Genomic DNA, 26118 nt, shown 5'->3' on the forward strand with positions numbered 1-26118 from the left:
GTCTGGTGCAATACGCCCAACTTCCGCTGAGGAGGTTGGCCTGATCAGCCCCTCGCCGGGTGACTTCCCCGATCGGGACCTCTTGTTCAACCTAGGAGATAGTCGCAATGAAAAAATCTCTGCTTGCCCTGGCCGCGCTGACCGCGTTCGCCGGTGCTGCTTCGGCCCAGTCTTCCGTCACCCTGTTCGGTATCGTTGACCTCAACGCCCGCTCGCAAAAGAACGGTTCGGCCGGTGAAATCGCCTCGCTGAGCCAGGACGGCAACGCCAGCAGCCGCCTCGGCTTCCGTGGCGTCGAAGACCTGGGTGGCGGCCTGCGTGCCGGCTTCTGGATCGAAGGCGCGCTGAACCCCGACACCGGCAACGCCGCCGGCCAGACCTGGCAGCGTCGTTCCACCGTCAGCCTGCTGGGTGGCTTCGGTGAACTGCGTCTGGGTCGCGACTACACCCCGACGTTCTGGAACCACACCGTGTTCGATCCGTTCGGCACCAACGGCGTGGGTTCGCAGACCAACCTGATCGCTGCAGGCAACCCGATCGGCTCGGGCGCCGGCACCACCGTGCGCGCCAACAACACCGTCGGCTACTTCCTGCCGGCGATGGGCGGCCTGTACGGCCAGGTGCAAGTGGCCGCTGGCGAAGGCGCCACGGGCAACAAGTACTTCGGTGGCCGCATCGGCTACGGCGCGGGCCCGGTGAACGTCGCCGTCGCCTACGGCGTGACCGAGCAGACCGGCACGATGACCGACGACTACACCGCCATGAACGTCGGTGGTTCGTTCAACCTCGGCTTCATGACCCTGTACGGCCAGTACCACATGAACGAGCAGGGCTCGAACGAGCAGACCATGTACCTGCTGGGTGCTGGTGTGCCGATCGGTGCCGGTACGCTGAAGGCCACCTACGGCGCGACCAACGTGAAGATCGGCACGCTCGACGCCGACGCTTCGCAGATCGCCGTCGGTTACGTGTACGACCTGTCCAAGCGCACCTCGGTGTACGCCCACTTCTCGCAAGTGGACAACGACGCCGGCCTGCGTTTCACGACCAGCGGCTCGGGCCCGAGCGTTGCCGGCATCAGCGGCTTCAAGTCGACCGGCTACGAAGTGGGCGTCCGCCACAGCTTCTGATGCACCTGCCCGCCAGCCTGGCGGGCATGGCTGCAGCCGACAGGCCGCCTTCGGGCGGCCTTTTTCTTGAGCGGGCGGTGCCCGCGTTCCAAGGGTCCGGAATGAACGCCAAGCGCTCCCTGTGCCTGCTGTCGGCCTGCCTGGTGCTGGCCGGCTGTGCCGGCACGCCCGGGCCCGCCACCTCGTCCGATGGCTGGCATGCCGTGCTGCTGCCCGGCAAGCGCGCCACCGAGTACACGCCGCGCGTGCACAAGGACGGCCGCCTGGGCGTGGCGGCACGCTCCGAGCGCGCCGCCAGCCTGTGGCGGCGGAAGTTCGACGTGCAGCCGCAAGCCCTGGGCGATGTCAGCTTCTCGTGGTGGGTGCAGCAGGCCGTGCACGACGGCAGCGTGGCCGACGTCGAGCGCGAGGACGCCACCGTGCGCATCGTCTTCGCCTTCGGGGGCGACACCACGCGGCTGCCGCGGCGCACGCGCATGATGTTCGAGATGGCCGAGGCGCTGACCGGCGAGGCGCCGCCCTACGCCACGCTGATGTACGTGTGGGACGGCCGCGCGGCCGTGGGCAGCGTGGTCGTGAACCCGCGCTCCGACCGCATCCGCAAGATCGTCGTCGACAGCGGTGCCGCGGGGCTGCGCCAGTGGCGCGACCACCGCCGCGACCTGGTGGCCGATTTCCGGGCGGCATTCGGCGAGGATCCCGGGCCGCTGCAGGCCATCGCCGTGATGACCGACACCGACAACACCGGCACCCGTGCCGAGGCCTGGTACGGCCCGATCACGCTGCACGACCGGAAGCTGTCGCCCGACCCCGGGTCCTGACTCCCGACGCCTCAGGTCTTTCCCCTTTGCGGACGGCACGCTTATTGCGGATCATTCGCAACTTTTGTCGCGGCGGATGCCCGCCATAGGACATCGATGCTCGTTTTCATTCTTCGCCGCCTCGCACAGGCCATCGTCGTGATGGTCACGGTGGCCTTCATCGCCTTCATGCTGTTCCAGTATGTGGGCGACCCGGTGACCAGCCTGCTCGGGCAGGACGCCACCCAGGAACAGCGCGACCAGCTGCGCCGCGACCTCGGCCTCGACCAGAGCTTCGTGGTGCAGTTCGGCCGCTTCGTCGGCAATGCGGTGCAGGGCGAGTTCGGCCTCAGCCTGCGCCAGGGCCGGCAGGTCTCGGCACTGATCGCCGAGCGTTTCCCGGCCACGCTGGAGCTCTCGCTCAGCGCCGCCGTCATCGCGCTGGTGGTCGGCATTCCGCTGGGCGTGTACGCGGCGCTGCGCCGCGGCAGGTTCGGTGCGCAGCTGATGATGACGCTGTCGCTGCTGGGCGTGTCGCTGCCGACCTTCCTGATCGGCATCCTGCTGATCCTGATCTTCGCCGTGACCTTCAAGGTGCTGCCGAGCTTCGGCCGCGGCGAGGTCGTCACGCTGGGCGCGTGGACCACGGGCTTCCTCACGGTCGATGGCTGGAAGCACCTGATCCTGCCGGCGGTGACGCTCTCGGTGTTCCAGCTGGCGCTGATCATGCGGCTGGTGCGTTCCGAGATGCTGGAGGTGCTGCGCGCCGACTACATCAAGTTCGCGCGCGCCCGCGGCCTGCACAACCGCGCCGTCTACTTCGGCCACGCACTGAAGAACACGCTGGTGCCGGTCATCACCATCACCGGCCTGCAGCTGGGCTCGCTGATCGCCTTCGCCATCATCACCGAGACGGTGTTCCAGTGGCCCGGCATGGGCCTGCTGTTCATCCAGGCGGTGCAGTTCGCCGACATCCCGGTGATGGCGGCCTACCTGTGCCTGATCGCGCTGATCTTCGTGCTGATCAACCTGGTCGTCGACCTGCTGTACTTCGCCGTCGACCCGCGGCTGCGCATCGAGAAGCCGGCCGGGGGAGGCCACTGACATGACCACGAGCACATCCACGCCCGCCGCTCCCGGCGCTCCCGGGGCATTCGCCCGCTTCTTCGACGGCGACGTCTGGTACAGCTTCAAGACCTCGCCGATGGCCATCGTGGCCGCGGTGATCGCCTTCATCTGCATCTTCTGCGCGGTGTTCGCGAACTGGGTCGCGCCGCACAACCCGTTCGACCTGGCGACGCTCGACCTGGCCGACGCACGCCTGCCACCGGCCTGGATGGACGAGGGCAAGGCCAAGTTCCTGCTCGGCACCGACGACCAGGGCCGCGACATCCTGTCGGCGCTGATGTACGGCGCGCGCATCTCGCTGCTGGTGGGCCTGGCCTCGGTGCTGCTGTCGCTGATCGTCGGCGTCGGCCTGGGGCTGCTGTCGGGCTTCGCCGGCGGCAAGATCGACGCCTTCATCATGCGCGTGTGCGACGTGATGCTGTCGTTCCCGTCGATCCTGGTGGCGCTGCTGATCGACGGCGTCGGCCGCGCGATCTTCCCGAACGCGCACGACACGCTGGCCTTCGGCGTGCTGATCATCGCGATCTCGCTCACCGGCTGGGTGCAGTACGCACGCACGGTGCGCGGCAGCACCCTGGTGGAGCGCAACAAGGAATACGTGCAGGCCGCGCGCGTGATCGGCGTCGCGCCCTACCGCATCATGGTGCGCCACGTGCTGCCCAACGTGCTGGGCCCGGTGCTGGTGCTGGCCACGATCCAGGTCGCGGCCGCCATCCTGACCGAGGCCACGCTGTCGTTCCTGGGCGTCGGCGTGCCGCCGACGAGCCCGTCGCTGGGCACGCTGATCCGTGTCGGCAACGACTTCCTGTTCTCGGGCGAGTGGTGGATCACCATCTTCCCGGGCGTGATGCTGGTGCTGATCGCACTCAGCGTGAACCTGCTCGGCGACTGGTTGCGCGACGCGCTGAACCCCCGCCTGCGCTGAGCGTGCCGCGACCATGACACAACCTCTCCTCGAAGTGCGCCACCTGCGGGTGGAGTTCCCCACCCGGCGCGGCACGCTGCTGGCGCTGGACGACATCTCCTTCGACATCGCGCCCGGCGAAGTGCTGGGCGTGGTCGGCGAGTCCGGAGCCGGCAAGTCGCTGACCGGCGCCGCCATCATCGGCCTGCTCGAGCCGCCGGGCCGCATCGCCGGCGGCGAGATCCTGCTCGAAGGCCAGCGCATCGACAACCTGCCCTACGAGCAGATGCGCGCCATCCGCGGCCGCAAGATCGGCGCCATCTTCCAGGACCCGCTGACCTCGCTGAACCCGCTGTACACCATCGGCCGGCAGCTCACCGAGACGATCCAGACGCACCTGAACGTCGGCAACGAGGAAGCGCGCCAGCGCGCCATCCGGCTGCTGCAGGAGACCGGCATCCCGGCGGCCGAGCAGCGCATCGACCAGTACCCGCACCAGTTCAGCGGCGGCATGCGCCAGCGGGTCGTCATCGCGCTGGCGCTGGCGGCCGAGCCCAAGCTCATCGTCGCCGACGAGCCCACCACGGCGCTCGACGTGTCGATCCAGGCGCAGATCATTTCGCTGCTCAAGCGCCTGTGCAAGGACCACGGTGCGGCCGTGATGCTGGTGACGCACGACATGGGCGTCATCGCCGAGACCTGCGACCGTGTGGCCGTGCTCTACGCCGGCCGCGTGGCCGAGATCGGGCCGGTGGCCGACGTCATCCACCGCCCGCAACACCCCTACACGACGGGCCTCATGGGTTCCATCCCTGCGATGGACGAGGACCGCGAACGCCTGCTGCAGATCGACGGCTCGATGCCCCGCCTGAACAACATCCCGAAGGGCTGCGCCTTCAATCCGCGCTGCCCGCAGGTCTTCGACCGCTGCCGCAACGAACGCCCCGACCTCTTCGACGCCGGTGCGACGCGCGCCGCGTGCTGGCTGGCCAAGCAGGGGGTGGCTGCATGAGCGCGCTGGTGGAAGTGCAGGACCTGGCGAAGACCTTCGACGTCTCGGCGCCCTGGCTGAACCGCGTCATCGAGCGCCAGCCGCGGCAGTTCGTGCACGCGGTCGACGGCGTCTCGTTCACGATCGAGAAGGGCAAGACGCTGGCGCTGGTGGGCGAATCGGGCTGCGGCAAGAGCACCGTGGCGCGGCTGCTGGTCGGGCTGTACCAGCCCACGCGCGGCACGGTGAAGTTCGACGGCCAGGCGACCGACGCCGCGCGCGACGCGGGCGAACTGCGCACCCTGCGCCGGCGCATGCAGATGATCTTCCAGGACCCGTACGCCAGCCTGAACCCGCGCTGGAAGGTGCTGGACATCGTCGGCGAGCCGCTGCGCGAACACGGCCTGGCGCACGGGGGCGACGAGATGCGCGCGCGCGTGTCGGCGCTGCTGCTGCAGGTGGGCCTGGCCGCGGCCGACACCGAGAAGTTCCCGCACCAGTTCAGCGGCGGCCAGCGCCAGCGCATCAGCATCGCACGCGCACTGGCCACCAGTCCCGAGTTCCTGGTCTGCGACGAGCCGACCTCGGCCCTCGACGTCTCGGTGCAGGCGCAGGTGCTGAACATCATGAAGGACCTGCAGCGCACGCAGGGCCTGACCTACCTGTTCATCAGCCACAACCTGGCCGTGGTGCGCCACGTCGCCGACGAGGTGGGCGTGATGTATCTCGGCCGGCTGGTCGAGCGCTCGCACAAGACCACGTTGTTCTCGCAGCCGCGCCATCCGTACACGCGCATGCTGCTGGACGCCATTCCCGACATCCACATGACCGGCCGCGCGCGCACGCCGGTGCAGGGCGAGGTGCCGAATCCGCTGAACCCGCCGAGTGGCTGCGCCTTCCACCCGCGCTGCCCGCACGCCAACGCGCGCTGCAGCAGCGAGCGCCCGGCGCTCAAGACCTTCCAGGGCATCCACGTGGCCTGCCACGCCGTCGAGGAAGGCCGGATCTAGCCAGCGCACGGCGCCCGGCCGTGCCGGGCCGTCGGTCAGTCCCGCACCAGCCGTTCGTGCGCGAACAGGTCGGCGACCTGCTCGCGTTCGCGGATCAGGTGCACCTGGTCGCCGTCGACCAGCACCTCGGCCGCACGCGGGCGCGTGTTGTAGTTGCTGCTCATCGCCATGCCGTAGGCGCCGGCCGACAGCATCGCGAGCAGGTCGCCCGGCTGCACCGCCAGCGTGCGGTCGCGGCCGAGCCAGTCGCCCGACTCGCAGATCGGGCCGACCACGTCCCAGGTGCGCGCCGTCTCGGCGCGCAGCAGGCAGGGCTCGATGCCCATCCAGGCCTCGTACATCGCCGGCCGCATCACGTCGTTCATCGCCGCGTCGACGATGCAGAAGCTCTTGGCGCTGCCGGGCTTGAGCACCAGCACTTCCATCAGCAGCACGCCGGCGTTGCCGACCAGCGAGCGCCCGGGTTCCAGCAGCACCTCGCGGTGGCCGTGGCCGCGCGCGTCCAGCCGCGCCAGCAGTGCTGCCACCATCTCGTCGGCGCGCGGCGGTGTCTCGTCGGTGTAGGTGATGCCCAGGCCACCGCCGACGTCGACGTGGTGGATGGCGATGCCGGCGGCTTCCACGGCCTCGACCAGGTCCAGCACGCGGTCGAGTGCGTCGAGGTAGGGCGCGACCTGGGTGATCTGGCTGCCGATGTGGCAGTCGATGCCCACCACGCGCAGCCCGGGCAGCGACGCGGCGTGGCGGTAGGCCGCCAGCGCCTCGTCGTGCGCGATGCCGAACTTGTTGCCCTTCAGGCCGGTGGAGATGTAGGGGTGGGTGCCCGCGTCGACGTCGGGGTTCACACGCAAGCTGACGGGCGCGACGCGGCCGAGCGCCACCGCTTCCTGCGACAGCGTGTCGAGTTCGCTGGTGCTCTCGACGTTGAAGCAGCGCACGCCGGCCTGCAGCGCCTGGCGCATCTCGGCGCGGGTCTTGCCGACACCCGAGAAGACCACCTTGGCGGCGTCGCCCCCGGCCGCCAGCACGCGCTCGAGTTCGCCGCCCGAGACGATGTCGAAACCGCAGCCGGCCTGCGCGAAGGTCTGCAGCACGGCGAGGCTGGAATTGGCCTTCATCGCGTAGCACACGAGGTGCGGACGGCCCTGCAGCGCGCGCTGGTACGCGGCCACGGCGTCGCGCATCGCTGCCCGCGAATAGACGAACAGCGGCGTGCCGAATCGCCGCCCGAGATCGGCGAGCACGTGGCCTTCCAGGCGCAGCCGGCCGTCGGCCGTGCGCGCCAGATGCGGGGCACCGGGCAGCATCAGCGTGCCGGCGCCGAAGCGGCCGCTGCGGGAGCCGGCAGCACGAGCGGGCCCTTCTGGCCACAGCCCGCGAGCAGGCCCGCGGTGCCGAGCACCAGCGCCAGCGTCAGGGTGGATGGCACGCGGACTACACTCGCCCGCGCCTCCGGTTTCAACAGCGTTTGCATCGAAAGATTCTATGAGCACGGCCCCCCCGCACCCGATCAGCGACGCCGACTACCACCGGCTCACCGGCGCCTTGCTGGCCCGCATCGAGGCCCGGGCCGACCAGTGGCTGCAGGACGACGTGGTCGACATCGACACCCAGCGCACCGGTGGTCTGCTGGAGTTGAGCTTCCCCGGGGGCAGCAAGATCGTCGTCAACACGCAGCCGCCGCTGCACGAGGTGTGGCTGGCTGCACGCGGCGGCGGCTACCACTACCGCTACGACGGCGCGCAGTGGGTCGACACGCGCGACGGCAGCGAGTTCCTGTCTGCGCTGAGCCACCACGCCAGCCTGCAGGCGGGCAAGACGCTGCAGTTCTGAGGCACGGCCCCGCCGTGTTCAGCGGCGGAACAGGTCCAGGATGCTGTTGCGTTCTTCGGGGTTCGGCGCGCCCGGCACCTTGTCTTCCAGCCCCACGCTGCTGATGCCGCGGCCGCCGCTGAACTCGTCGAACACCCACTGTCCGCCGACGTTCACCACGCCCTCGGGCGGCGTCGGCTCTTCCACCGGCACGTTCTTCAGCGCGTGCTGCATCAGCTCGATCCACACAGGCAGCGCCAGACCGCCGCCCGTCTCGCGGTCGCCCAGCTTCTTCGGCGTGTCGTAGCCGATCCAGACCACGGCGACCAGGCTCGGGTGGTAGCCGGCGAACCAGGTGTCCATCGAGTCGTTGGTGGTGCCGGTCTTGCCGTACAGGTCGGGCCGCTTCAGCGTCGCCTGCGCCTTGGCCGCCGTGCCGGAACGCGTGATCTCCTGCAGCAGCGTGCCCATCACGAAGGCATTGCGCGCGTCCAGCGTGCGCAGCGACTCGTCGAGCACCGGCGGCCTGGTCTCGAGCAGGACCTTGCCCTTGTTGTCGGTCAGCCGGGCGATCAGCGCCGGCCCGACGCGGTAGCCGCCGTTGGCGAACACGCCGTAGGCGCTGGCCATCTGCAGCGGCGTCACCGAGCCCGCGCCGAGCGCCATCGTCAGGTAGGCCGGATGCTTCTCGGCCTCGAACCCGAAGCGGCCGATCCACTGCTGCGCGGTGTCGGGGCCGATGGCCCGCAGCACACGGATCGACACCATGTTCTTCGACCGCGCCAGCGCGGTGTGCAGCGGCATCGGGCCGTCGAACTTGCCGTCGTAGTTCTTCGGCTCCCAGGGCTGGCTGCCGGTCTCGGCCGCGTCGAAGAAGAGCGGCGCGTCGTTGACGATGGTGTCGGGCGTGAAGCCCTGCTCCAGCGCCGCCGAGTAGATGAAGGGCTTGAAGCTCGACCCCGGCTGGCGCCAGGCCTGCGTGACGTGGTTGAACTTGTTCTTCGCGTAGTCGAAGCCGCCCACCATGGCGCGGACCGCGCCGGTCTTCGGGTCCAGTGCGACCAGGGCGCCCTCCACCTCGGGCAGCTGGGTCAGGAACCAGGTGCCGCGCGCGTTGCGCATCACGCGCACCACGGCGCCGCGGCGGATCTGGATCTTCGGCCCGGCCTTCTCCGACAGGCCCGAGGTCACCGGCCGCAGCCCTTCGCCGGTGGCCGTGAGGGTCTCGCCCGTCTGCAGCATCGCCACCACCTTGCGCGGCGAAGCCTCCAGCACCACGGCGGCCAGCAGGTCGTCGTTGTTCGGGTGCTCGCCCAGCGCCTCGGCCACGCGCTCGTCGATCAGCTGCGGGTCGGCGGGCAGGTCGATGTAGGCCTCGGGGCCGCGGTAGACCTGCCGCAGCTCGTAGTCCATCAGGCCGCGGCGCAGGGCGCGGTAGGCCACGGCCTGGTCGGCGGCATTCACCGTCAGGTACACGTTGAGGCCACGCGTGTAGGAGTCTTCGCCGTACTGCGCGAAGACCAGCTGCCGCGCGGCCTCGGCCACGAACTCGGCGTGCACCGCCACTTCGCTCTGGGTGCGGTAGCGCAGCACCTGCGCCAGTGCTTCCTCGTGCTGCTTCTCGGTGATGAAGCCGTTCTCGAACATGCGTTCGATGATGTGGCGCTGCCGCTGCGTGGCCCGCTTCGGGTTCACGATCGGATTGAACGACGACGGCGCCTTCGGCAGGCCGGCGAGCATCGCGGCTTCGGCGATGCTGACGTCCTGCAGCTTCTTGCCGAAGTAGATCTCGGCAGCGGACGCGAAGCCGTGCGCGCGCTGGCCGAGGAAGATCTGGTTCATGTACAGCTCGAGGATCTGGTCCTTCGTGAGCAGGCTCTCGATCTTCAGCGCCAGCAGGATCTCGTAGATCTTGCGCGTGAAGGTCTTCTCGGTGGACAGGTAGAAGTTGCGCGCCACCTGCATCGTGATGGTGCTGGCGCCCTGGCTGCGCGCGTCGCGCAGGTTCTCCAGCGCGGCGCGCGCCACGCCCTTGAAGTCGACGCCGCCGTGCTCGTAGAAGCGGGCGTCCTCGGCGGACAGCACCGCGTCCTTCATGACCTGCGGGATGCGGCCGATCGGCGTGAAGTTGCGGCGTTCCTCGCCGAACTCGCCGAGCAGCACGTTGTCGGCCGAGAACACGCGCATCGGCAGCTTCGGGCGGTAGTCGGTGAGGCTGGCGATCTCGGGCAGTTGCGGATAGGCCACTGCCAGCGCCACTCCCACCACCAGCAGGAGCGACACCAGGCCCGCCAGCGCGAGCCCGCCCAGCCAACCGAGGCCACGCAGCGCGGCAGCGGCCCATCCAGGCAGCGAGCGTCGGTCGGCGGCGGACGAGGATCGGGTCGACTCTTGCTCGGATGCAGTCATAAAGGTCCCGGGTGGGGTGCCGATGATTATAGAAACCGCCCTCCACAGCAGGTCTGCAGTGGGCGGTGTGACTTTGTGCACGAGTCGCCGACGCGGTTTGCGGGTTGTTTCAACTCCGTTCCGGAACGTCAGCGATTGGCAACGAGACTCGGGTTCCAGCAGCCCGTTTTTCTTTGGTACACAAGGGCTTTACTGCTAGCATTGAAGTAACTCTTTAACAAGCTCGGGCGCCGCCTGGGTTGCCTGGGGAGTGTGACAGTTGAGTTTCCTGGACGTTCTACTAGGCCGCAAACACCCGCCCGTCATTGGTTTGGATATCAGCTCTTCCAGCGTCAAGCTGGTCGAGTTGGGGCAAACCACCTCGGGGGAGTTTGTGCTCGAGCGATTTGCCTCCGAGCCTTTCGAGAAGGGCTGGATCACCGACGGCCAGATCGAGAAGTTCGACGAGGTCGCCGAAGCCGTGCGCAAGGTCGTCGCGAAGAGCGGCACCAAGACCAAGCAGGTGGTGATGGCCATGCCGCAGTCGGCGGTCATCACGAAGAAGATCATGTTGCCCGCCGGGCTGCGCGACGAGGAGATGGAACTCCAGGTCGAGTCCGAGGCCAATCAGTACATCCCGTTCTCGCTGGACGAGGTGAGCCTGGACTTCTGCGTCATCGGCCCGTCGGCCACGTCGGCCGGCGACGTCGAGGTGCTGATCGCCGCCAGCCGCAAGGACCGCGTGCAGGACAGGCAGGGCCTGGCCGAAGCGGCGGGGCTGAAGCCGACGGTGCTCGACATCGAGTCCCATGCCTCGCGCCTGGCGATGAGCCGCGTCGTGGCCGCGCTGCCCAACGAGGGCCGTGACGCGCTGGTGGCCCTGTTCGAGATCGGTGCCGACACCACCAGCCTGAAGGTGCTGCGCGACGACGAGATGCTGTACGACCGCGACCAGGCCTTCGGCGGTTCGCAGCTCACGCAGCTCATCAGCCGCCAGTACGGCTTCTCGTTCGAGGAAGCCGAGGCCAAGAAGCTCTCGGGCGACCTGCCCGAGGACTACGAGAGCGCGATCCTCGGCCCCTTCGTCGACAGCCTGTCGCAGGAGATCGGCCGGGCGCTGCAGTACTTCTTCACCAGCACGCCGCACCACAAGGTGCACTACGTGATGCTCGCCGGCGGCACCGCCACGTTGCCCGGGCTGAAGGACCGCGTCACCGACCTCACCGGCTTTGCCTCCCAGGTGGTGAATCCGTTCGACAACATGCAGCTCGGCTCCGCAGTGCGCGAGAGCCGTGTGCGTCGCGAAGCCCCGTCGTACCTCACGGCGTGCGGGCTGGCGATGCGGAGGTTCATGCAGTGATCCTGATCAACCTGCTGCCGCACCGCGAGGAAAAGCGCCGCCAGCGCAAGCGGGCCTTCTTCGCCGGGCTGGGCGCCAGTGCCGTTGCGGGCGTGGCCATCGTCGGCCTGTGGTACACGGTGCTGCAGCAGATGACGGCCGCACAGAACTCGCGCAACGAGTTCCTGGTCGCCGAGATCAAGCGCCTGGAAGCGCAGATCAAGGACATCGCCACGCTGCGTGCCGAGATCGAGGCCCTCAAGGCCCGGCAGAAGGCCGTGGAAGACCTGCAGACCGACCGCAACACGCCCGTGCATCTGCTGAACGAGCTCGTGAAGCAGGCCCCCGAGGGCGTGTACCTGACGGCCATCCGCCAGCGTGGACGCGTCGTCTCGGTGAACGGCATCGCGCAGACCAACGAACGCGTGTCCGAGTTGCTGCGCAACGCGCTCTACAACTCGCCGTGGCTGGAGCGGCCCGAGTTGGTCGAGATCAAGGCCAGCAACGTCACCACCGCCACGCGCGACCAGCGTCGCCTGTTCGAGTTCTCGATGCGTGTCTCCATCAAGCGCCCGCAGGCCCCGGCTCCGGCCCCGGCGGCGTCTGCCGCGCCGGCCAAGGCCGCCGTGGCCAAGTCTTCGTGAGGCAGCCATGGCCAAGGCATCGACACTGAACTTCGACGTCAGCAGCTTCTTCGACAACGCGGTCTCGCAGTTCCGCGGGCTCAACCACAACGAACCCGGCCAATGGCCCACGTTGCCGAAGGCGGCTGCCTTCATTGCCACCATCGTCGGCGTCACCGCGATCGGCTGGTTCGTGGTGCTGCAGGGCGCCAGCGAGGAACTGCAGGCCGAGCGCGACCGCGAGCCGCGCCTGAAGGCCGACTACCGCAACAAGCTGGGCCAGGCCGTGAACCTGAGCGAGCTGCGCAAGCAGAAGCTGCAGGTGCAGGAGTACGTCACGCAGCTGGAAAAGCAGCTGCCCGGCAAGGCCGAGATGGACGCGCTGCTGTCCGACATCAACCAGGCCGGCCTGGGCCGCGGCCTGCAGTTCGAGCTGTTCCGGCCGGGCAGCGTGCAGGTCAAGGACTACTACGCCGAGCTGCCGATCGCGATCCGCGTCTCGGGCCGCTACCACGACATCGGGTCGTTTGCCGCCGACGTGGCCAACCTGTCGCGCATCGTGACCCTGCAGGACATGACGCTGACGCAGCTGCCGCGTGAAGCCAACGGCAACCTGATGCTGGAAGCCACCGCGCGCACCTACCGCTACCTGGACGCCGCGGAGGTCGCCCAGCAGAAGAAGTCGGCCGCTGCCGCCAAGCCGGGGGCGAAGAAATGAAGGCCTTCCGCATCGCCGGCATCGCACTCGCCTGCGGCCTGCTGGCCGCCTGCAGCGCCGAACACGAAGAACTGCAGCAGTGGATGGAGCAGCAGCGCCGCGAGGCCAAGCCCAGCGTGCCGCCGTTGCAGCCCCCGAAGAAGTTCGACCCCGAACCCTACGCGATGGCGCAGGCGGTGGAACCGTTCAGTAACCAAAAACTGAGCGTTGCGCTCAAGCAGGAAGCGCGGCAGCCGAATTCACTGTTGTCGGCCGAACTGAACCGGCGCAAGGAGCCCCTGGAGGCTTATCCGCTGGACAGCATGAACATGGTCGGCAGTGTCAACAAGCAGGGTCAGCCGTTCGCATTGCTGCGCGTCGACAACCTGCTGTACCAGGTCAAGGTGGGCGACTACCTGGGCCAGAACTACGGACGCATCACGAGGATCGCCGAAACCGAGATCGCCCTGCGCGAGATCGTGCAGGACGCGGCCGGCGAGTGGATCGAGCGGCCTGCCACGCTGCAGTTGCAGGAGAGGGTGCGATGAGGGCGCTGAACATCAGGATGGCGATGACGATCACCGAGGAGATTTGCACCATGTTCAAGTGGCGTGTCGCCCTTGGCGCCCTTGCCGCGCTCACGATCGGCAGCACCGCGCTCGTCGTCCCCTCGGTCGCCTGGGCCGAACCTTCGATCCAGTCCATCAACAGCACCCAGCAGGCCGGGACCGAAGTCGTCCGCATCGAACTCAGCGAGCCGCTGAAGGGTGTGCCTGCCGGTTTCACGGTACAGAGCCCGCCGCGGATCGCCATCGACCTGCCCGGCGTCAGCAACGGCCTGGGCCGCAACAGCATCGACATCAACCAGGGCAACCTGCGCTCGGTCAGCGTCGCGCAGGCCGGCGAACGCACGCGCCTGGTGTTCAACCTCAAGCAGGCATCGGGCTACCGCGCGCAGATCGACGGCAAGGCCCTGCTGCTGGTGCTCGACTCGATGGGCGGTGGCGCGCCCGCCGCTCCGGTCGCGCAGGCCGCCGCCGGCGGCGAGCCGGTGCACTTCGCACCCGCCCAGAACGCGCAGCCCGCAGGCCTGCGCGACATCGACTTCCGCCGCGGCAGCGACGGCGCCGGCCGTGTCGTCGTGAGCCTGCCCAACACGCAGGTCGGCGTCGACATCCGCCAGCAGGGCCAGAGCCTGGTGGTCGAGTTCCTGCGTTCGACCCTCCCCGACGCGTTGCGCCGCCGGCTCGACGTCACCGACTTCGGCACGCCGGTGAAGACGGTTTCCACCTTCCAGAGCGGTGACCGCGTGCGCATGGTGGTCGAGCCCACCGGCGCCTGGGAACACAGCGCCTACCAGTCGGACAACCAGTTCGTGCTGGAAGTGCGGCCGATGAAGATCGACCCGAACAAGCTGACGCAGGGCCCGGGCTACCAGGGCGAGAAGCTTTCGCTGAACTTCCAGAACATCGAGGTGCGGGCGCTGCTGCAGGTGATCGCCGACTTCACCAACTTCAACGTCGTCACCAGCGACAGCGTCACCGGAACGGTCACGCTGCGCCTGAAGGACGTCCCCTGGGACCAGGCGCTCGACATCATCATGCAGAGCAAGGGCCTGGGCGTGCGCAAGTCCGGCAACGTGCTGTGGATCGCGCCCAAGGACGAGCTGGCCGCGAAGGAGCAGGTCGACCTGGAGGCGCGCAAGAAGGTCGCCGAACTCGAGCCCCTGCGCACGCAGTCGTTCCAGCTGAACTACACGAAGGCGGAAGACGTGTTCCGCGGCCTCACCGGGCAGTCGCAGGGCGGTTCCGGCGCGGGTTCGCAGAGCACGCGGCTGCTGTCGCCCCGCGGCAGCGTGATCTACGAACAGCGCACCAACCAGCTGTTCGTGTCGGACATCCCGAGCAAGCTGGAAGAGATCTCGCAGCTGATCGCCAAGATCGACATCCCGGTGCGCCAGGTGCTGATCGAAGCCCGCATCGTCGAGGCCGACGACACCTTCGGTCGCGCACTCGGCATCAAGCTCGGCGGCAACGACCTGCGCGGCGTGCGCGGCGGTGTGCCGGGCTACAGCGTGGGTGGCGGCAACAACGTCACCATCGGCGGCAACTACGCGTCGATCGGCTCGCAGACGGGACAGACGGCCCCGGCCACGGCCGACTACCTGAACAACCAGTTCGTGAACTTCCCGGCCAACACGTCGGCCAGCGCGTTCGCCGGCGCCTCGGCTGCCAACATCGCGCTGTCGTTGTTCAGCGCGTCGGCCAACCGGTTCCTGAACCTGGAACTGTCGGCGCTGGAATCCGAAGGCAAGGGCAAGATCGTGTCGAGCCCGCGAGTCATCACCGCCGACCAGGTGGAAGCGCTGATCGAGCAGGGCACCGAGCTGCCCTACCAGCAGGCCACCTCCAGCGGCGCCACGTCGGTGTCGTTCCGCAAGGCCAACCTGGCGCTGAAGGTCACGCCGCAGATCACGCCCGAGGGCAATGTGATCCTGAGCGTCGACGTCAACAAGGACAGCGTCGGCCAGGCCACGGTGGCCGGCTTCGCCATCGACACCAAGCACGTGAAGACGCAGGTGCTGGTCGAGAACGGCGGCACCGTCGTGATCGGCGGCATCTTCACGCAGAACGAGCGCGACACGATCAACAAGGTGCCGCTGCTGGGCGACATTCCCTACCTGGGTCTGCTGTTCCAGAACAAGGTGCGCAGCACCAGCAAGACCGAACTGCTGGTGTTCATCACGCCCAAGATCGTGACCGACCGGTCGGCGGCGCGTTGACGATGGCGCCGGCTCCCAACCTTTCGAGTGCAGGTTTCCAGATGAAGATCCGTCATCTTGCCCTTCGTGCCGCCACGGCGTTCGCAGCCGCTGCTCTGCTGGCCAGTTGCGGGGGCGGCAACGACAACGAGGCGGGTGGCTTGACGGCGTTCAACATCACCCCAAGCGCGCTGACGTTGACGGGCCCCAACGAAGACACCTGCGGCGTTGGCCACGCCGGCCGGGTGTATGTCTTCGGTGGATCGGCACCGTATCGCGTCTTCAACTCGGGCGCCGGAGTTCCCGGGAACGAATTCATCGTGCTGTCGAGGACCACGCTGGACCGACCGGGCGAGTACTTCGACGTGACCTTGCTGGGATGCATGACCACCATCCCCGTCACCGTGGTCGATCAGCAGGGTCGGCAAGTGACCCTGTCGTTGTCCTCGGTCAAGGGCTGACCCTCCCACTGGTCGATCCGACCGAGCGCGGGTGGCCGGGCGGACGCACTGAAATCTCATCAGCGGCGCCCCGCATGCCCCAGCGCCCCATCTCCCTCGTCGGCATGCCCGGCTGCGGCAAGTCCACGGTCGGACGGCATCTCGCGCGCCAGCTGGGCCGGCGTTTCATCGACAGCGACACCGAGATCGAGCGGCACATCGGCATGCCGATCCGCGAGTGGTTTCCGGTGCATGGCGAAGACGCCTTCCGCGACCTCGAAGAACGGGTCATCGACGAACAGACGCAGCAACCCGGCATCGTGCTGGCCACGGGTGGCGGCGCCGTGCTGCGGCCGGCCAACCGCGACGCGCTGCACGACCGCAGCCACGTCTTCTACCTGCGCTCCACGCCGGAAGAACTGTTCCGCCGCCTGCGCCACGACCAGCAGCGCCCGCTGCTGCAGGTGGCCGACCCGCAGAAGCGCCTGCGCGAGCTCTACCGCGAGCGCGACCCCCTGTACAGGCGCGTGGCGCACTTCGTCGTCGAGACCGCGCGCCCTTCGGTGCCGGCGCTGCTGGGCATGGTGCTGATGCAACTGGAACTGGCCGGGCTGGTCGACCCCGGCCAGGTGCCGTCGCCCATCGACGCGCACGACCACCCGGGCTGACGCCCGTGGTGCGCGCCGTACACTCGGCGCCCATGTCCACGCTCGCAGAATCCGCCGTCACCGTGCCCGTGGCCACCCCGGGCGGCCACTACGACATCCTCATCGGCAGCGGCCTGCTCCAGCGCGCAGACAGCTGGGCCGGCCTGCCCCGCGCCGCGCAGGCGGTCATCGTCAGCAACCCCACGGTCGATGCCCTGCACGGGGCCGCCTTGCGCGCGGCGCTGGCCCCGCACTACGCGCAGCTGAGCCAGGTGAACCTGCCCGATGGCGAGGTACACAAGGACTGGACGACGCTCAACCGCATCTTCGACCACCTGCTGGCGCACGGCTGTGACCGCAAGACCGTGCTGTTCGCGCTGGGCGGCGGCGTCGTCGGCGACATGACCGGGTTCGCCGCCGCCACGTACATGCGGGGCGTGCCCTTCGTGCAGGTGCCGACCACGCTGCTGGCGCAGGTGGACTCGTCGGTGGGCGGCAAGACCGCTGTGAACCACCCGCTGGGCAAGAACATGATCGGCGCGTTCTACCAGCCGCAGCGTGTGGTCTGCGACCTCGACACGCTGGCGACGCTGCCGCAGCGCGAGCTGAGCGCCGGCCTGGCCGAGGTCATCAAGTACGGACCGATCGCGGACGCCGCCTTCCTCGACTGGATCGACGCCGAACTGCCTGCGCTGGTGGCCCGCGACCCGGCAGCGCTGGCACGCGCGGTGCAGCGGTCGTGCGAGATCAAGGCCGAAGTCGTCGGCCAGGACGAACGCGAATCCGGCCTGCGTGCCATCCTCAACTTCGGACACACCTTCGGCCACGCCATCGAGGCAGGCCTGGGCTACGGCCAGTGGCTGCACGGCGAGGCCGTGGGGTGCGGCATGGTGATGGCCGCCGAGCTGTCGGTGCAGCTCGGACTGGTCCGACCGGAGTTCGTCGCGCGCATCGCGCGCATCGTGGCCGCCGCCGGCCTGCCCGTGCGCGGCCCGGCACTCGGCACGGCGCGCTACATGGAGCTGATGCGCGTGGACAAGAAGGCCGAAGGCGGAGAGATCCGCTTCGTGGTGATCGAGGCCCCCGGCCGCGCCGCAGTGCGCGCTGCGCCCGACGCCGTGGTGGCACGGGTCCTGCAGCAGCACTGCGACCCGGCGTGAACACGCTGGCGCCCTGGGCCTGCGATCCGCAGCGCAGCCGCGGCCGCCGCCTGCCCGAGCCCGCGCCGCTGCAGCGCAGCGAACACCAGCGCGACCGCGACCGCATCGTGCACAGCACGGCCTTCCGCCGGCTCGTCTACAAGACGCAGGTCTTCATCAACCACGAGGGCGACCTCTTCCGCACCCGGCTCACGCACTCGCTGGAGGTGGCGCAGCTGGGCCGGTCGATGGCGCGCATGCTGCAGCTGAACGAAGACCTGGTGGAGGCGATCGCGCTGGCGCACGACCTCGGCCACACACCGTTCGGGCACGCCGGCCAGGACGCGCTGCACACCTGCATGCAGGCCCACGGCGGCTTCGAGCACAACCTGCAGAGCCTGCGCGTGGTCGATGCGCTGGAGATCCGCTACCCGCACTTCGACGGGCTGAACCTGAGCTTCGAAACCCGCGAAGGCGTGCTCAAGCACTGCTCGCGCCGCAACGCCGAGCGCCTCGCCGCGGTCGAACCCCAGGGCCCGGCGCGGCGCTTTATCGATGGTGGCCAGCCCAGCCTGGAGGCGCAGCTGGTGAACCTGGCCGACGAGATGGCCTACACCGCGCACGACATCGACGACGGCGTGCGCTCGGGCCTGCTGACCCTGCAGCAGCTCGACGCGGTGCCGCTGTTCTGCCACCACCGCGACGACGCGCTCGCCGCGCACCCGGCGCTGGCCGCCCAGGCCGGCCGCCGGCTGTTGTTCGAGACCCTGCGGCGCATGCTGTCGGCACTGGTGCACGACCTCGTGGCCGCCACCGCGGCCGCCGTCCAGGCCCGCGCGCCGGCCGATGTCGACGCCGTGCGCGCGTTGCCGCCGCTGGCCATGCACAGCCCCGCGGTGCGCGACGCGCTGGCCGCGCTGAAGCGCTTCCTGTTCAGCGCGCTGTACCGCCACCCGCAGGTGATGCAGACCACCGACCGCGCCCGACAGGTGGTGGTCGACCTGTTCCAGGCCTATGCCGCGGCGCCGGGGGAAATGCCGCCCGACTTCGCGCAGGCGGAGGACCGCCACCGTGCCGTGGCCGACTACATCGCCGGCATGACCGACCGCTTCGCGCTGCGCGAACACCAGCGGCTGACCGGCCGCGACGTCTTCGCCTGAACCATGGCCCGCCTGCCGCGCTGCGTGCTGCCGGGGCACACGCATTACGTCCTCCAGCGCGGGCACAGCGGCCAGCCGGCCTTCCGCGACGACGAGGACCGGGCCGCCTGCCTGCACGCGTTGCACGAAGCCGCGGCCGCCCAGCGCGTGACCGTGCACGCCTGCGCGATGCCCGACACTGCGCTGCACCTGCTGCTGACCCCGCCCGACGCCACGGCGCTGAGCCGCACGATGCAGGCGCTGGGCCGGCGCTATGTGAGTGCCTACAACCGCCGCCACGGCTGCAGTGGCACGCTGTGGGACGGACGCTTTCGCTGCGCCGTGGTCGAACCCGGGTCCTGGCGGCTGGCGGCGCTGCAGTTGGTGGACGCCTTGTCCACGCCCGCCTGCGCCGCACCACGGCTGGGTGGCATGCGGGCGGGCTGGCTGGTGGACCCGCCCGAGTTCTGGCAGCTCGGCAACACGCCGTTCGAACGCGAGGCGCAGTACAGGGCCTTGCTGCTGCAGGGCCTGGCCCCCGCGCGCGCCCGGGTGCTGAGCGACGGCGTGCAGGGTGGGTGGGCCGTGGGCAGCCCGGAGTTCCTGGCCGACGTGGCGCTGGCCACGAGCCGGCCGGTGCAGCCGCGTCCACGGGGCCGTCCGCGCCGCGCTCCGGCCTGAACTGCGGCGCTGGCATGCGCCGTGCATCGGCACCAGCGGCCGCTTGTTCGGCGACCTTCACTCTGTCCCCAATAAATCCCTCCAAGCCTGCTGGCGCTTGATCAATCGAGTCTGACCCCATTAATTTGCGATTGCTGCGATTGTTGCACTGCGGTAGATTTCGCATCCCCCGTCCTGCCAGGAGAGCGCCATGTCCGACGCCGCCTCGACCTTCCCCGCGTCCCCCGAAGAAATCCGCGCGCTCGGCGAGCAGGGCCTGTACGACCCGAAGCAGGAACACGATGCCTGCGGCGTCGGTTTCGTCGCCCACATCAAGGGCAACCGCGCGCACCACATCGTCGAGCAGGGCCTGAAGATCCTGGAGAACCTGGACCACCGCGGTGCGGTGGGCGCCGACAAGCTGATGGGCGACGGCGCCGGCATCCTGATCCAGATCCCCGACGAGCTGTACCGCGCCGAGATGGCCACGCGCGGCGTCGACCTGCCGCCGCCCGGCGAGTACGGTGTCGGCATGATCTTCCTGCCCAAGGAGCACGCGTCCCGCCTGGCCTGCGAACAGGAGCTCGAACGCGCGGTGAAGGCCGAAGGCCAGGTGCTGATCGGCTGGCGCGACGTGCCGGTCGACGCCGAGATGCCGATGAGCCCGGCCGTGCGCGCCAAGGAACCGGTGATCCGGCAGATCTTCATCGGCCGCGGCCAGGACGTGATCGTGCCCGACGCGCTGGAGCGCAAGCTCTACGTCATCCGCAAGACCGCCAGCGCCGCGATCCAGGCGCTGAAGCTCACGCACAGCCGCGAGTACTACGTGCCCAGCATGAGCTGCCGCACCATCATCTACAAGGGCCTGCTGCTGGCCAACCAGGTGGGGCAGTACTTCAAGGACCTGTCGGACCCGCGCGCCACGTCGGCGCTGGCGCTGGTGCACCAGCGTTTCTCGACGAACACCTTCCCCGAGTGGCCGCTGGCGCACCCGTACCGGATGGTGGCGCACAACGGCGAGATCAACACCGTCAAGGGCAACTTCAACTGGATGCGCGCCCGGGAGGGCGTGATGAAGAGCCCGGTGCTGGGCGACGACCTGAGGAAGCTGTACCCGATCAGCTTCGAGCACCAGAGCGACACCGCCACCTTCGACAACGCGCTCGAGCTGCTGACGATGGCCGGCTACCCGCTGGCGCACGCGGCGATGATGATGATCCCGGAGGCCTGGGAGAACCACGAGCTGATGGACGCGCGCCGCCGTGCCTTCTACGAGTACCACGCGGCGATGATGGAGCCCTGGGACGGCCCGGCCGCGATGGTGTTCACCGACGGCAAGCAGATCGGCGCCACGCTCGACCGCAATGGCCTGCGCCCGGCGCGCTACATCGTCACCGACGAGGACATCGTCGTGATGGCCTCCGAGTCGGGTGTGCTGCCCATCCCCGAGGCCCGCATCGTCAAGAAATGGCGCCTGCAGCCGGGCAAGATGTTCCTGATCGACCTGGAGCAGGGCCGCATCGTCGACGACGAGGAACTGAAGAACCAGTACGCCAGCGCGCGCCCTTACCGCCAGTGGATCGACAACGTGCGCGTGCGCCTGGATGCGCTGCCTGCCGACAGCCCTGCGCCGGCGTTCGACGACACGTTGCTCGATCGCCAGCAGGCCTTCGGCTACACGCAGGAAGACATCAAGTTCCTGATGGCGCCGATGGCCGCCAACGGCGAGGAAGGCATCGGCAGCATGGGCAACGACAGCCCGCTGGCCGTGCTGTCCGACAAGAACAAGCCGCTGTTCAACTACTTCAAGCAGCTGTTCGCCCAGGTCACGAACCCGCCGATCGACCCGATCCGCGAGGCCATCGTGATGAGCCTGAACAGCTTCATCGGCCCCAAGCCCAACCTGCTGGACATCAACGCGGTGAACCCGCCGATGCGGCTGGAAGTGACGCAGCCGGTGCTCGACTTCGACGACATGGCGCGCCTGCGCGGCATCGACAAGACCACCAACGGCAAGTTCCGCAGCTACGCACTCGACATCACCTACCCGGTGGGCTGGGGCCGTGAAGGCGTCGAGGCCAAGCTCGCCTCGCTGTGCGCGGAAGCCGTGGATGCGCTCAAGAGCGGCCACAACATCCTCGTCATCAGCGACCGGCGCATGAGCCGCACGCAGATCGCCATTCCCGCGCTGCTGGCGCTGAGCGCCGTGCACCACCACCTGGTGCGCGAGGGCCTGCGCACCACGGCCGGCCTGGTGGTCGAGACCGCCTCGGCGCGCGAGGTGCACCACTTCGCCGTGCTCGCGGGCTACGGCGCCGAGGCCGTGCACCCGTACCTGGCGCTGGAGACGCTGGTCGACCTGCACAAGACGCTGCCCGGCGCGCTGTCGCCCGAGAAGGCGATCTACAACTACATCAAGGCGGTCGGCAAGGGTCTCTCGAAGATCATGTCGAAGATGGGCGTCAGCACCTACATGTCGTACTGCGGCGCGCAGCTCTTCGAGGCAATCGGCCTGGAGAAGGGCTTCGTCGACAAGTACTTCCGCGGCACGGCCACGCAGGTGGGCGGCATCGGCGTCTTCGAGGTGGCCGAAGAGGCGCTGCGCATGCACGTGGCCGCCTTCGGCAACGACCCGGTGCTGGCCACCATGCTGGACGCCGGCGGCGAATACGCCTGGCGCACGCGCGGTGAAGAGCACATGTGGACGCCCGACGCGATCGCCAAGCTGCAGCACAGCACGCGTGCCAACAAGTGGGACACCTACAAGGAGTACGCGCAGCTCATCAACGACCAGAGCAAGCGCCACATGACGTTGCGCGGTCTGTTCGAGTTCAAGGTCGACCCGGCCAAGGCGATCCCGCTCGACGAGGTCGAGCCCGCGGCCGAGATCGTCAAGCGCTTCGCCACCGGCGCGATGAGCCTGGGCTCGATCAGCACCGAGGCGCACAGCACGCTGGCCATCGCGATGAACCGCATCGGCGGCAAGAGCAACACCGGCGAAGGCGGCGAGGATCCGGCGCGCTACCGCAGCGAGCTGAAGGGCATCCGCATCACCAAGGGCACCAAGGTGTCCGACGTCATCGGCAGCAAGGTCATCGAGGCCGACTACGAGATGCAGGACGGCGACAGCCTGCGCAGCCGCATCAAGCAGGTGGCCTCGGGCCGGTTCGGTGTCACCACCGAGTACCTCGTCAGCGCCGACCAGATCCAGATCAAGATGGCCCAGGGCGCCAAGCCCGGTGAAGGCGGCCAGCTGCCGGGCGGCAAGGTGTCCGACTACATCGGCTTCCTGCGCTACAGCGTGCCGGGCGTGGGCCTCATCAGCCCGCCGCCGCACCACGACATCTACTCGATCGAGGACCTGGCGCAGCTGATCCACGACCTGAAGAACGCCAACCCGCGCGCTTCGGTCAGCGTGAAGCTGGTGTCGGAAGTGGGCGTGGGCACGATTGCCGCCGGCGTCACCAAGTGCAAGGCCGACCACGTGGTCATCGCCGGGCACGACGGCGGCACCGGCGCCAGCCCCTGGAGCAGCATCAAGCACGCCGGCTCGCCCTGGGAGCTGGGCCTGGCCGAGACCCAGCAGACCCTGGTGCTGAACCGCCTGCGTGGCCGCATCCGCGTGCAGGCCGACGGGCAGATGAAGACCGGTCGTGACGTCGTCATCGGCGCGCTGCTGGGCGCCGACGAGTTCGGCTTCGCCACCGCGCCGCTGGTGGTGGAGGGCTGCATCATGATGCGCAAGTGCCACCTGAACACCTGCCCGGTGGGCGTGGCCACGCAGGACCCGGTGCTGCGCAGGAAATTCGCCGGCAAGCCCGAGCACGTCGTCAACTACTTCTTCTTCGTCGCCGAGGAGGCGCGCCAGATCATGGCGCAGCTCGGCATCCGCAAGTTCGACGACCTGATCGGCCGCGCCGACCTGCTGGACACGAAGAAGGGTGTGGCGCACTGGAAGGCGCGCGGCCTGGACTTCAGCCGCGTCTTCCACCAGCCCGCGGTGCCGGCCGACGTCGCCACGCACCACGTGGAGGAGCAGGACCACGGCCTGGCGCGCGCGCTCGACCGCAAGCTGATCGAACGCTGCCAGCCCGCCATCCTGAAGGGCGAGAAGGTGCAGTTCATGGAGGACGCGCGCAACCTCAACCGCAGCGTCGGCGCGATGCTGTCGGGCGAGCTGGTGCGCCACCGGCCCGAGGGCCTGCCCGACCACACCATCTTCATGCAGATGGAAGGCACGGGCGGCCAGAGCTTCGGCGCCTTCCTGGCCAGCGGCATCACGCTGTACCTGATCGGCGACGCCAACGACTACACCGGCAAGGGCCTGTCCGGAGGCCGCATCGCGGTGCGGCCCAGCATCGACTTCCGCGGTGACGCCACCAAGAACATCATCATCGGCAACACCGCGCTGTACGGCGCCACCAGCGGCGAAGCCTTCTTCCGCGGCGTGGCGGGCGAGCGCTTCGCGGTGCGCCTGTCGGGCGCCACCACGGTGGTCGAAGGCACGGGCGACCACGGCTGCGAGTACATGACCGGCGGCACCGTCGTCGTGCTCGGCAAGACCGGCCGCAACTTCGCTGCCGGCATGAGCGGCGGCGTCGCCTACGTGTTCGACGAGGACGGCCACTTCGCCAAGCGCTGCAACACCAGCATGGTGGCGCTGGACAAGGTGCTGCCGCGCGACGAGCAGGCCGGCGTGCCGGTCGGCTGGCACCGCGAGCTGCCCGACGAGGCGCTGCTGAAGAAGCTGATCGAGGACCACCACCGCTGGACCGGCAGCCTGCGTGCGCGCGAGATCCTCGACGCCTGGGCCGAGTCGCGCAACCGCTTCGTGAAGGTCTTCCCGCACGAGTACAAGCGCGTGCTCGCCGAGCGCGCCGCCCAGGCCGAGGCCAGCGCCGCCACCGGCCGTGCCAAGGCGTCGGCCAGCGTCGCCGCCAAGTAATCAGCCAATCGACGGAACAAGCATCATGGGCAAGGTCACAGGCTTCCTGGAATACGAGCGGCTCGAAGAGGGCTACGCGCCGGTGCCGCAGCGGTTGAAGAACTGGAAGGAGTTCGTCATCACGCTCAACGAGGAGCAGGCGAAGGTGCAGGGCGCGCGCTGCATGGACTGCGGCACGCCGTTCTGCAACAGCGGGTGTCCGGTGAACAACATCATCCCGGACTTCAACGACCTGGTGTTCCGCGGCGACTGGCGCAATGCCATCACCGTGCTGCACCAGACCAACAACTTCCCCGAGTTCACCGGCCGCGTCTGCCCGGCCCCCTGCGAAGCCGCGTGCACGCTCAACGTCAACGACGACGCGGTCGGCATCAAGAGCATCGAACACGCGATCATCGACCGCGCCTGGGCCGAAGGCTGGGTGCAGCCCGAGGTGCCGGCGGTGAAGACCGGCAAGAAGGTCGCGGTGGTCGGCTCCGGCCCGGCCGGCCTGGCCGCCGCGCAGCAGCTGGCGCGCGCCGGCCACGCGGTGACGGTGTTCGAGAAGAACAGCCGCATCGGCGGCCTGCTGCGCTACGGCATTCCCGACTTCAAGATGGAGAAGAGCCACATCGACCGCCGCATCGCGCAGATGCAGGCCGAGGGCGTGGAATTCCGCACCGGCGTGCTGGTGGGCGCGCTGCCCGAGGGCACGAAGATCACCAACGACGCCAAGGAAACGGTGACGCCGGCACAGCTGCAGGCCGAGTTCGACGCCGTGCTGCTGACCGGCGGCAGCGAGACCAGCCGCGACCTGCCGGTGCCCGGCCGTGCGCTCGACGGCGTGCACTTCGCGATGGAGTTCCTGCCGCAGCAGAACAAGGTCGTGGCCGGGGACAAGCTCAAGGGCCAGATCTCGGCCGCCGGCAAGCACGTCATCGTCATCGGCGGCGGCGACACCGGCAGCGACTGCGTCGGCACCAGCAACCGCCACGGCGCGGCCAGCGTGACCCAGTTCGAGCTGATGCCGCAGCCGCCCGAGCAGGAAGACAAGCCGCTGACCTGGCCCTACTGGCCGACCAAGCTGCGCACCAGCTCCAGCCACGAGGAAGGCTGCGAGCGTGCCTTCGCCATCGCGACCAAGGAGTTCGTCGCCGGCACCGGCAAGGACAAGGGCCGTGTCGTCGGCCTGAAGACCGTGCACATCGAGCTGCAGGGCGGCAAGCTGGTCGAGATCCCCGGCACCGAGAAGGAATGGAAGGCCGACCTGGTGCTGCTGGCGATGGGCTTCGTGGCGCCGGCGGCCAGCGTGCTGGACGCCTTCGGTGTCGACAAGGACAACCGCGGCAACGCCCGCGCCAGCACCGACGACGACGGCGGCTACAGGACCAACGTCGACAAGGTCTTCGCCGCCGGCGACATGCGCCGCGGCCAGAGTCTGGTGGTCTGGGCCATCCGCGAAGGCCGCCAGGCCGCCCGCGCGGTCGATGCCTACCTGATGGGCGCCAGCGTGCTGCCGCGCTGACACCGCACCGCAACGCACTGCAACAAGGCTTTACGCGGGGGCATCCGGGGTGACCCGCATG

General features: G+C 68.9%; 22 protein-coding genes. 19 read left to right on the plus strand and 3 right to left on the minus strand.

From position 1 onward, the window contains the following. Window positions 1–107: 107 nt before the first annotated feature. The 6 genes from ACPOLB_RS19010 to ACPOLB_RS19035 all read left to right on the plus strand — a co-directional run bounded on the left by ACPOLB_RS19010 (window position 108) and on the right by ACPOLB_RS19035 (window position 5963). On the plus strand, window positions 108–1130 hold the full coding sequence (locus tag ACPOLB_RS19010; RefSeq protein WP_425257594.1) for a porin: 1023 nt from the start codon (window positions 108–110) through the stop codon (window positions 1128–1130). A 101-nt stretch (window positions 1131–1231) separates the two neighbouring features. Continuing rightward, window positions 1232–1951 carry a DUF3047 domain-containing protein gene (locus tag ACPOLB_RS19015; protein WP_425257595.1) on the plus strand — a complete coding sequence of 240 codons (720 nt, stop codon included), beginning with the start codon at window positions 1232–1234 and terminating at the stop codon, window positions 1949–1951. Between the two features lie 96 nt (window positions 1952–2047). Beyond that, window positions 2048–3034: an ABC transporter permease gene (locus ACPOLB_RS19020; RefSeq protein WP_425257596.1), complete on the plus strand. Its 987-nt coding sequence runs from the start codon at window positions 2048–2050 to the stop codon at window positions 3032–3034. 1 nt (window position 3035) lies between these two features. Beyond that, on the plus strand, window positions 3036–3983 hold the full coding sequence (locus tag ACPOLB_RS19025) for an ABC transporter permease (RefSeq protein ID WP_425257597.1): 948 nt from the start codon (window positions 3036–3038) through the stop codon (window positions 3981–3983). A 13-nt stretch (window positions 3984–3996) separates the two neighbouring features. Further along, window positions 3997–4974, plus strand: coding sequence for an ABC transporter ATP-binding protein (locus ACPOLB_RS19030; RefSeq protein ID WP_425257598.1), 978 nt, complete (start codon window positions 3997–3999; stop codon window positions 4972–4974). After that, window positions 4971–5963 (plus strand): ABC transporter ATP-binding protein, encoded by a 993-nt coding sequence (locus tag ACPOLB_RS19035; protein ID WP_425257599.1) that lies wholly within the window; start codon window positions 4971–4973, stop codon window positions 5961–5963. The genes ACPOLB_RS19030 and ACPOLB_RS19035 overlap by 4 nt, the downstream gene beginning before the upstream one ends. Window positions 5964–5998: 35 nt before the next feature. On the opposite strand, the gene lysA is transcribed toward ACPOLB_RS19035, so the two are convergent. Continuing rightward, complete coding sequence (lysA, locus tag ACPOLB_RS19040) at window positions 5999–7270, minus strand: diaminopimelate decarboxylase (protein WP_425257600.1); 1272 nt, start codon at window positions 7268–7270, stop codon at window positions 5999–6001. Beyond that, window positions 7270–7392: an LPS translocon maturation chaperone LptM gene (lptM, locus tag ACPOLB_RS19045; protein ID WP_425257601.1), complete on the minus strand. Its 123-nt coding sequence runs from the start codon at window positions 7390–7392 to the stop codon at window positions 7270–7272. Before lptM ends, lysA begins: the two co-directional genes overlap by 1 nt. 56 nt (window positions 7393–7448) lie before the next feature. Between lptM and cyaY the strand changes: the two genes are divergently transcribed. Next, window positions 7449–7796 (plus strand): iron donor protein CyaY, encoded by a 348-nt coding sequence (gene cyaY, locus ACPOLB_RS19050; protein WP_425257602.1) that lies wholly within the window; start codon window positions 7449–7451, stop codon window positions 7794–7796. An 18-nt stretch (window positions 7797–7814) separates the two neighbouring features. Here the strand turns inward: cyaY and ACPOLB_RS19055 are convergent, their stop codons facing one another. After that, the gene (locus tag ACPOLB_RS19055) at window positions 7815–10184 is read right to left on the minus strand and encodes a penicillin-binding protein 1A (protein ID WP_425257603.1); all 2370 of its coding nucleotides are present in this window, start codon (window positions 10182–10184) and stop codon (window positions 7815–7817) included. Window positions 10185–10443: 259 nt separating this feature from the next. Here ACPOLB_RS19055 and ACPOLB_RS19060 point away from each other — a divergent pair, with 259 nt between their 5' ends. The 12 genes from ACPOLB_RS19060 (at window position 10444) to ACPOLB_RS19115 (ending at window position 26057) form a co-directional block, all read left to right on the plus strand. Continuing rightward, entirely contained in the window at window positions 10444–11523 is a 1080-nt protein-coding gene (locus tag ACPOLB_RS19060) for a pilus assembly protein PilM (RefSeq protein ID WP_425257605.1), read from the plus strand. Next, on the plus strand, window positions 11520–12146 hold the full coding sequence (locus ACPOLB_RS19065; RefSeq protein ID WP_425257606.1) for a PilN domain-containing protein: 627 nt from the start codon (window positions 11520–11522) through the stop codon (window positions 12144–12146). Before ACPOLB_RS19060 ends, ACPOLB_RS19065 begins: the two co-directional genes overlap by 4 nt. Window positions 12147–12153: 7 nt before the next feature. Next, window positions 12154–12843, plus strand: a complete 690-nt coding sequence (locus ACPOLB_RS19070; RefSeq protein WP_425257607.1) for a type 4a pilus biogenesis protein PilO — start codon at window positions 12154–12156, stop codon at window positions 12841–12843. Next, window positions 12840–13370, plus strand: a complete 531-nt coding sequence (locus ACPOLB_RS19075; RefSeq protein WP_425257608.1) for a pilus assembly protein PilP — start codon at window positions 12840–12842, stop codon at window positions 13368–13370. The genes ACPOLB_RS19070 and ACPOLB_RS19075 overlap by 4 nt, the downstream gene beginning before the upstream one ends. Beyond that, on the plus strand, window positions 13367–15604 hold the full coding sequence (gene pilQ / locus ACPOLB_RS19080) for a type IV pilus secretin PilQ (RefSeq protein ID WP_425257609.1): 2238 nt from the start codon (window positions 13367–13369) through the stop codon (window positions 15602–15604). The genes ACPOLB_RS19075 and pilQ overlap by 4 nt, the downstream gene beginning before the upstream one ends. 41 nt (window positions 15605–15645) lie before the next feature. After that, complete coding sequence (locus ACPOLB_RS19085; RefSeq protein WP_425257610.1) at window positions 15646–16044, plus strand: hypothetical protein; 399 nt, start codon at window positions 15646–15648, stop codon at window positions 16042–16044. A 74-nt stretch (window positions 16045–16118) separates the two neighbouring features. Next, the gene (locus ACPOLB_RS19090) at window positions 16119–16691 is read left to right on the plus strand and encodes a shikimate kinase (protein WP_425257611.1); all 573 of its coding nucleotides are present in this window, start codon (window positions 16119–16121) and stop codon (window positions 16689–16691) included. 32 nt (window positions 16692–16723) lie between these two features. Further along, on the plus strand, window positions 16724–17830 hold the full coding sequence (aroB, locus tag ACPOLB_RS19095; protein ID WP_425257612.1) for a 3-dehydroquinate synthase: 1107 nt from the start codon (window positions 16724–16726) through the stop codon (window positions 17828–17830). Beyond that, the gene (locus ACPOLB_RS19100; protein ID WP_425257613.1) at window positions 17827–18969 is read left to right on the plus strand and encodes a deoxyguanosinetriphosphate triphosphohydrolase; all 1143 of its coding nucleotides are present in this window, start codon (window positions 17827–17829) and stop codon (window positions 18967–18969) included. The genes aroB and ACPOLB_RS19100 overlap by 4 nt, the downstream gene beginning before the upstream one ends. A gap of 3 nt (window positions 18970–18972) precedes the next feature. Beyond that, complete coding sequence (locus ACPOLB_RS19105; protein ID WP_425257614.1) at window positions 18973–19629, plus strand: transposase; 657 nt, start codon at window positions 18973–18975, stop codon at window positions 19627–19629. 190 nt (window positions 19630–19819) lie between these two features. Further along, window positions 19820–24553 (plus strand): glutamate synthase-related protein, encoded by a 4734-nt coding sequence (locus ACPOLB_RS19110; protein ID WP_425257615.1) that lies wholly within the window; start codon window positions 19820–19822, stop codon window positions 24551–24553. Window positions 24554–24578: 25 nt separating this feature from the next. Continuing rightward, the gene (locus ACPOLB_RS19115; RefSeq protein ID WP_425257616.1) at window positions 24579–26057 is read left to right on the plus strand and encodes a glutamate synthase subunit beta; all 1479 of its coding nucleotides are present in this window, start codon (window positions 24579–24581) and stop codon (window positions 26055–26057) included. The last annotated feature ends 61 nt before the right edge of the window (window positions 26058–26118 follow it).

The sequence above is a fragment of the Rubrivivax soli genome (genome assembly GCF_049810355.1).
In the GTDB taxonomy this organism is placed as follows: domain Bacteria; phylum Pseudomonadota; class Gammaproteobacteria; order Burkholderiales; family Burkholderiaceae_C; genus Rubrivivax.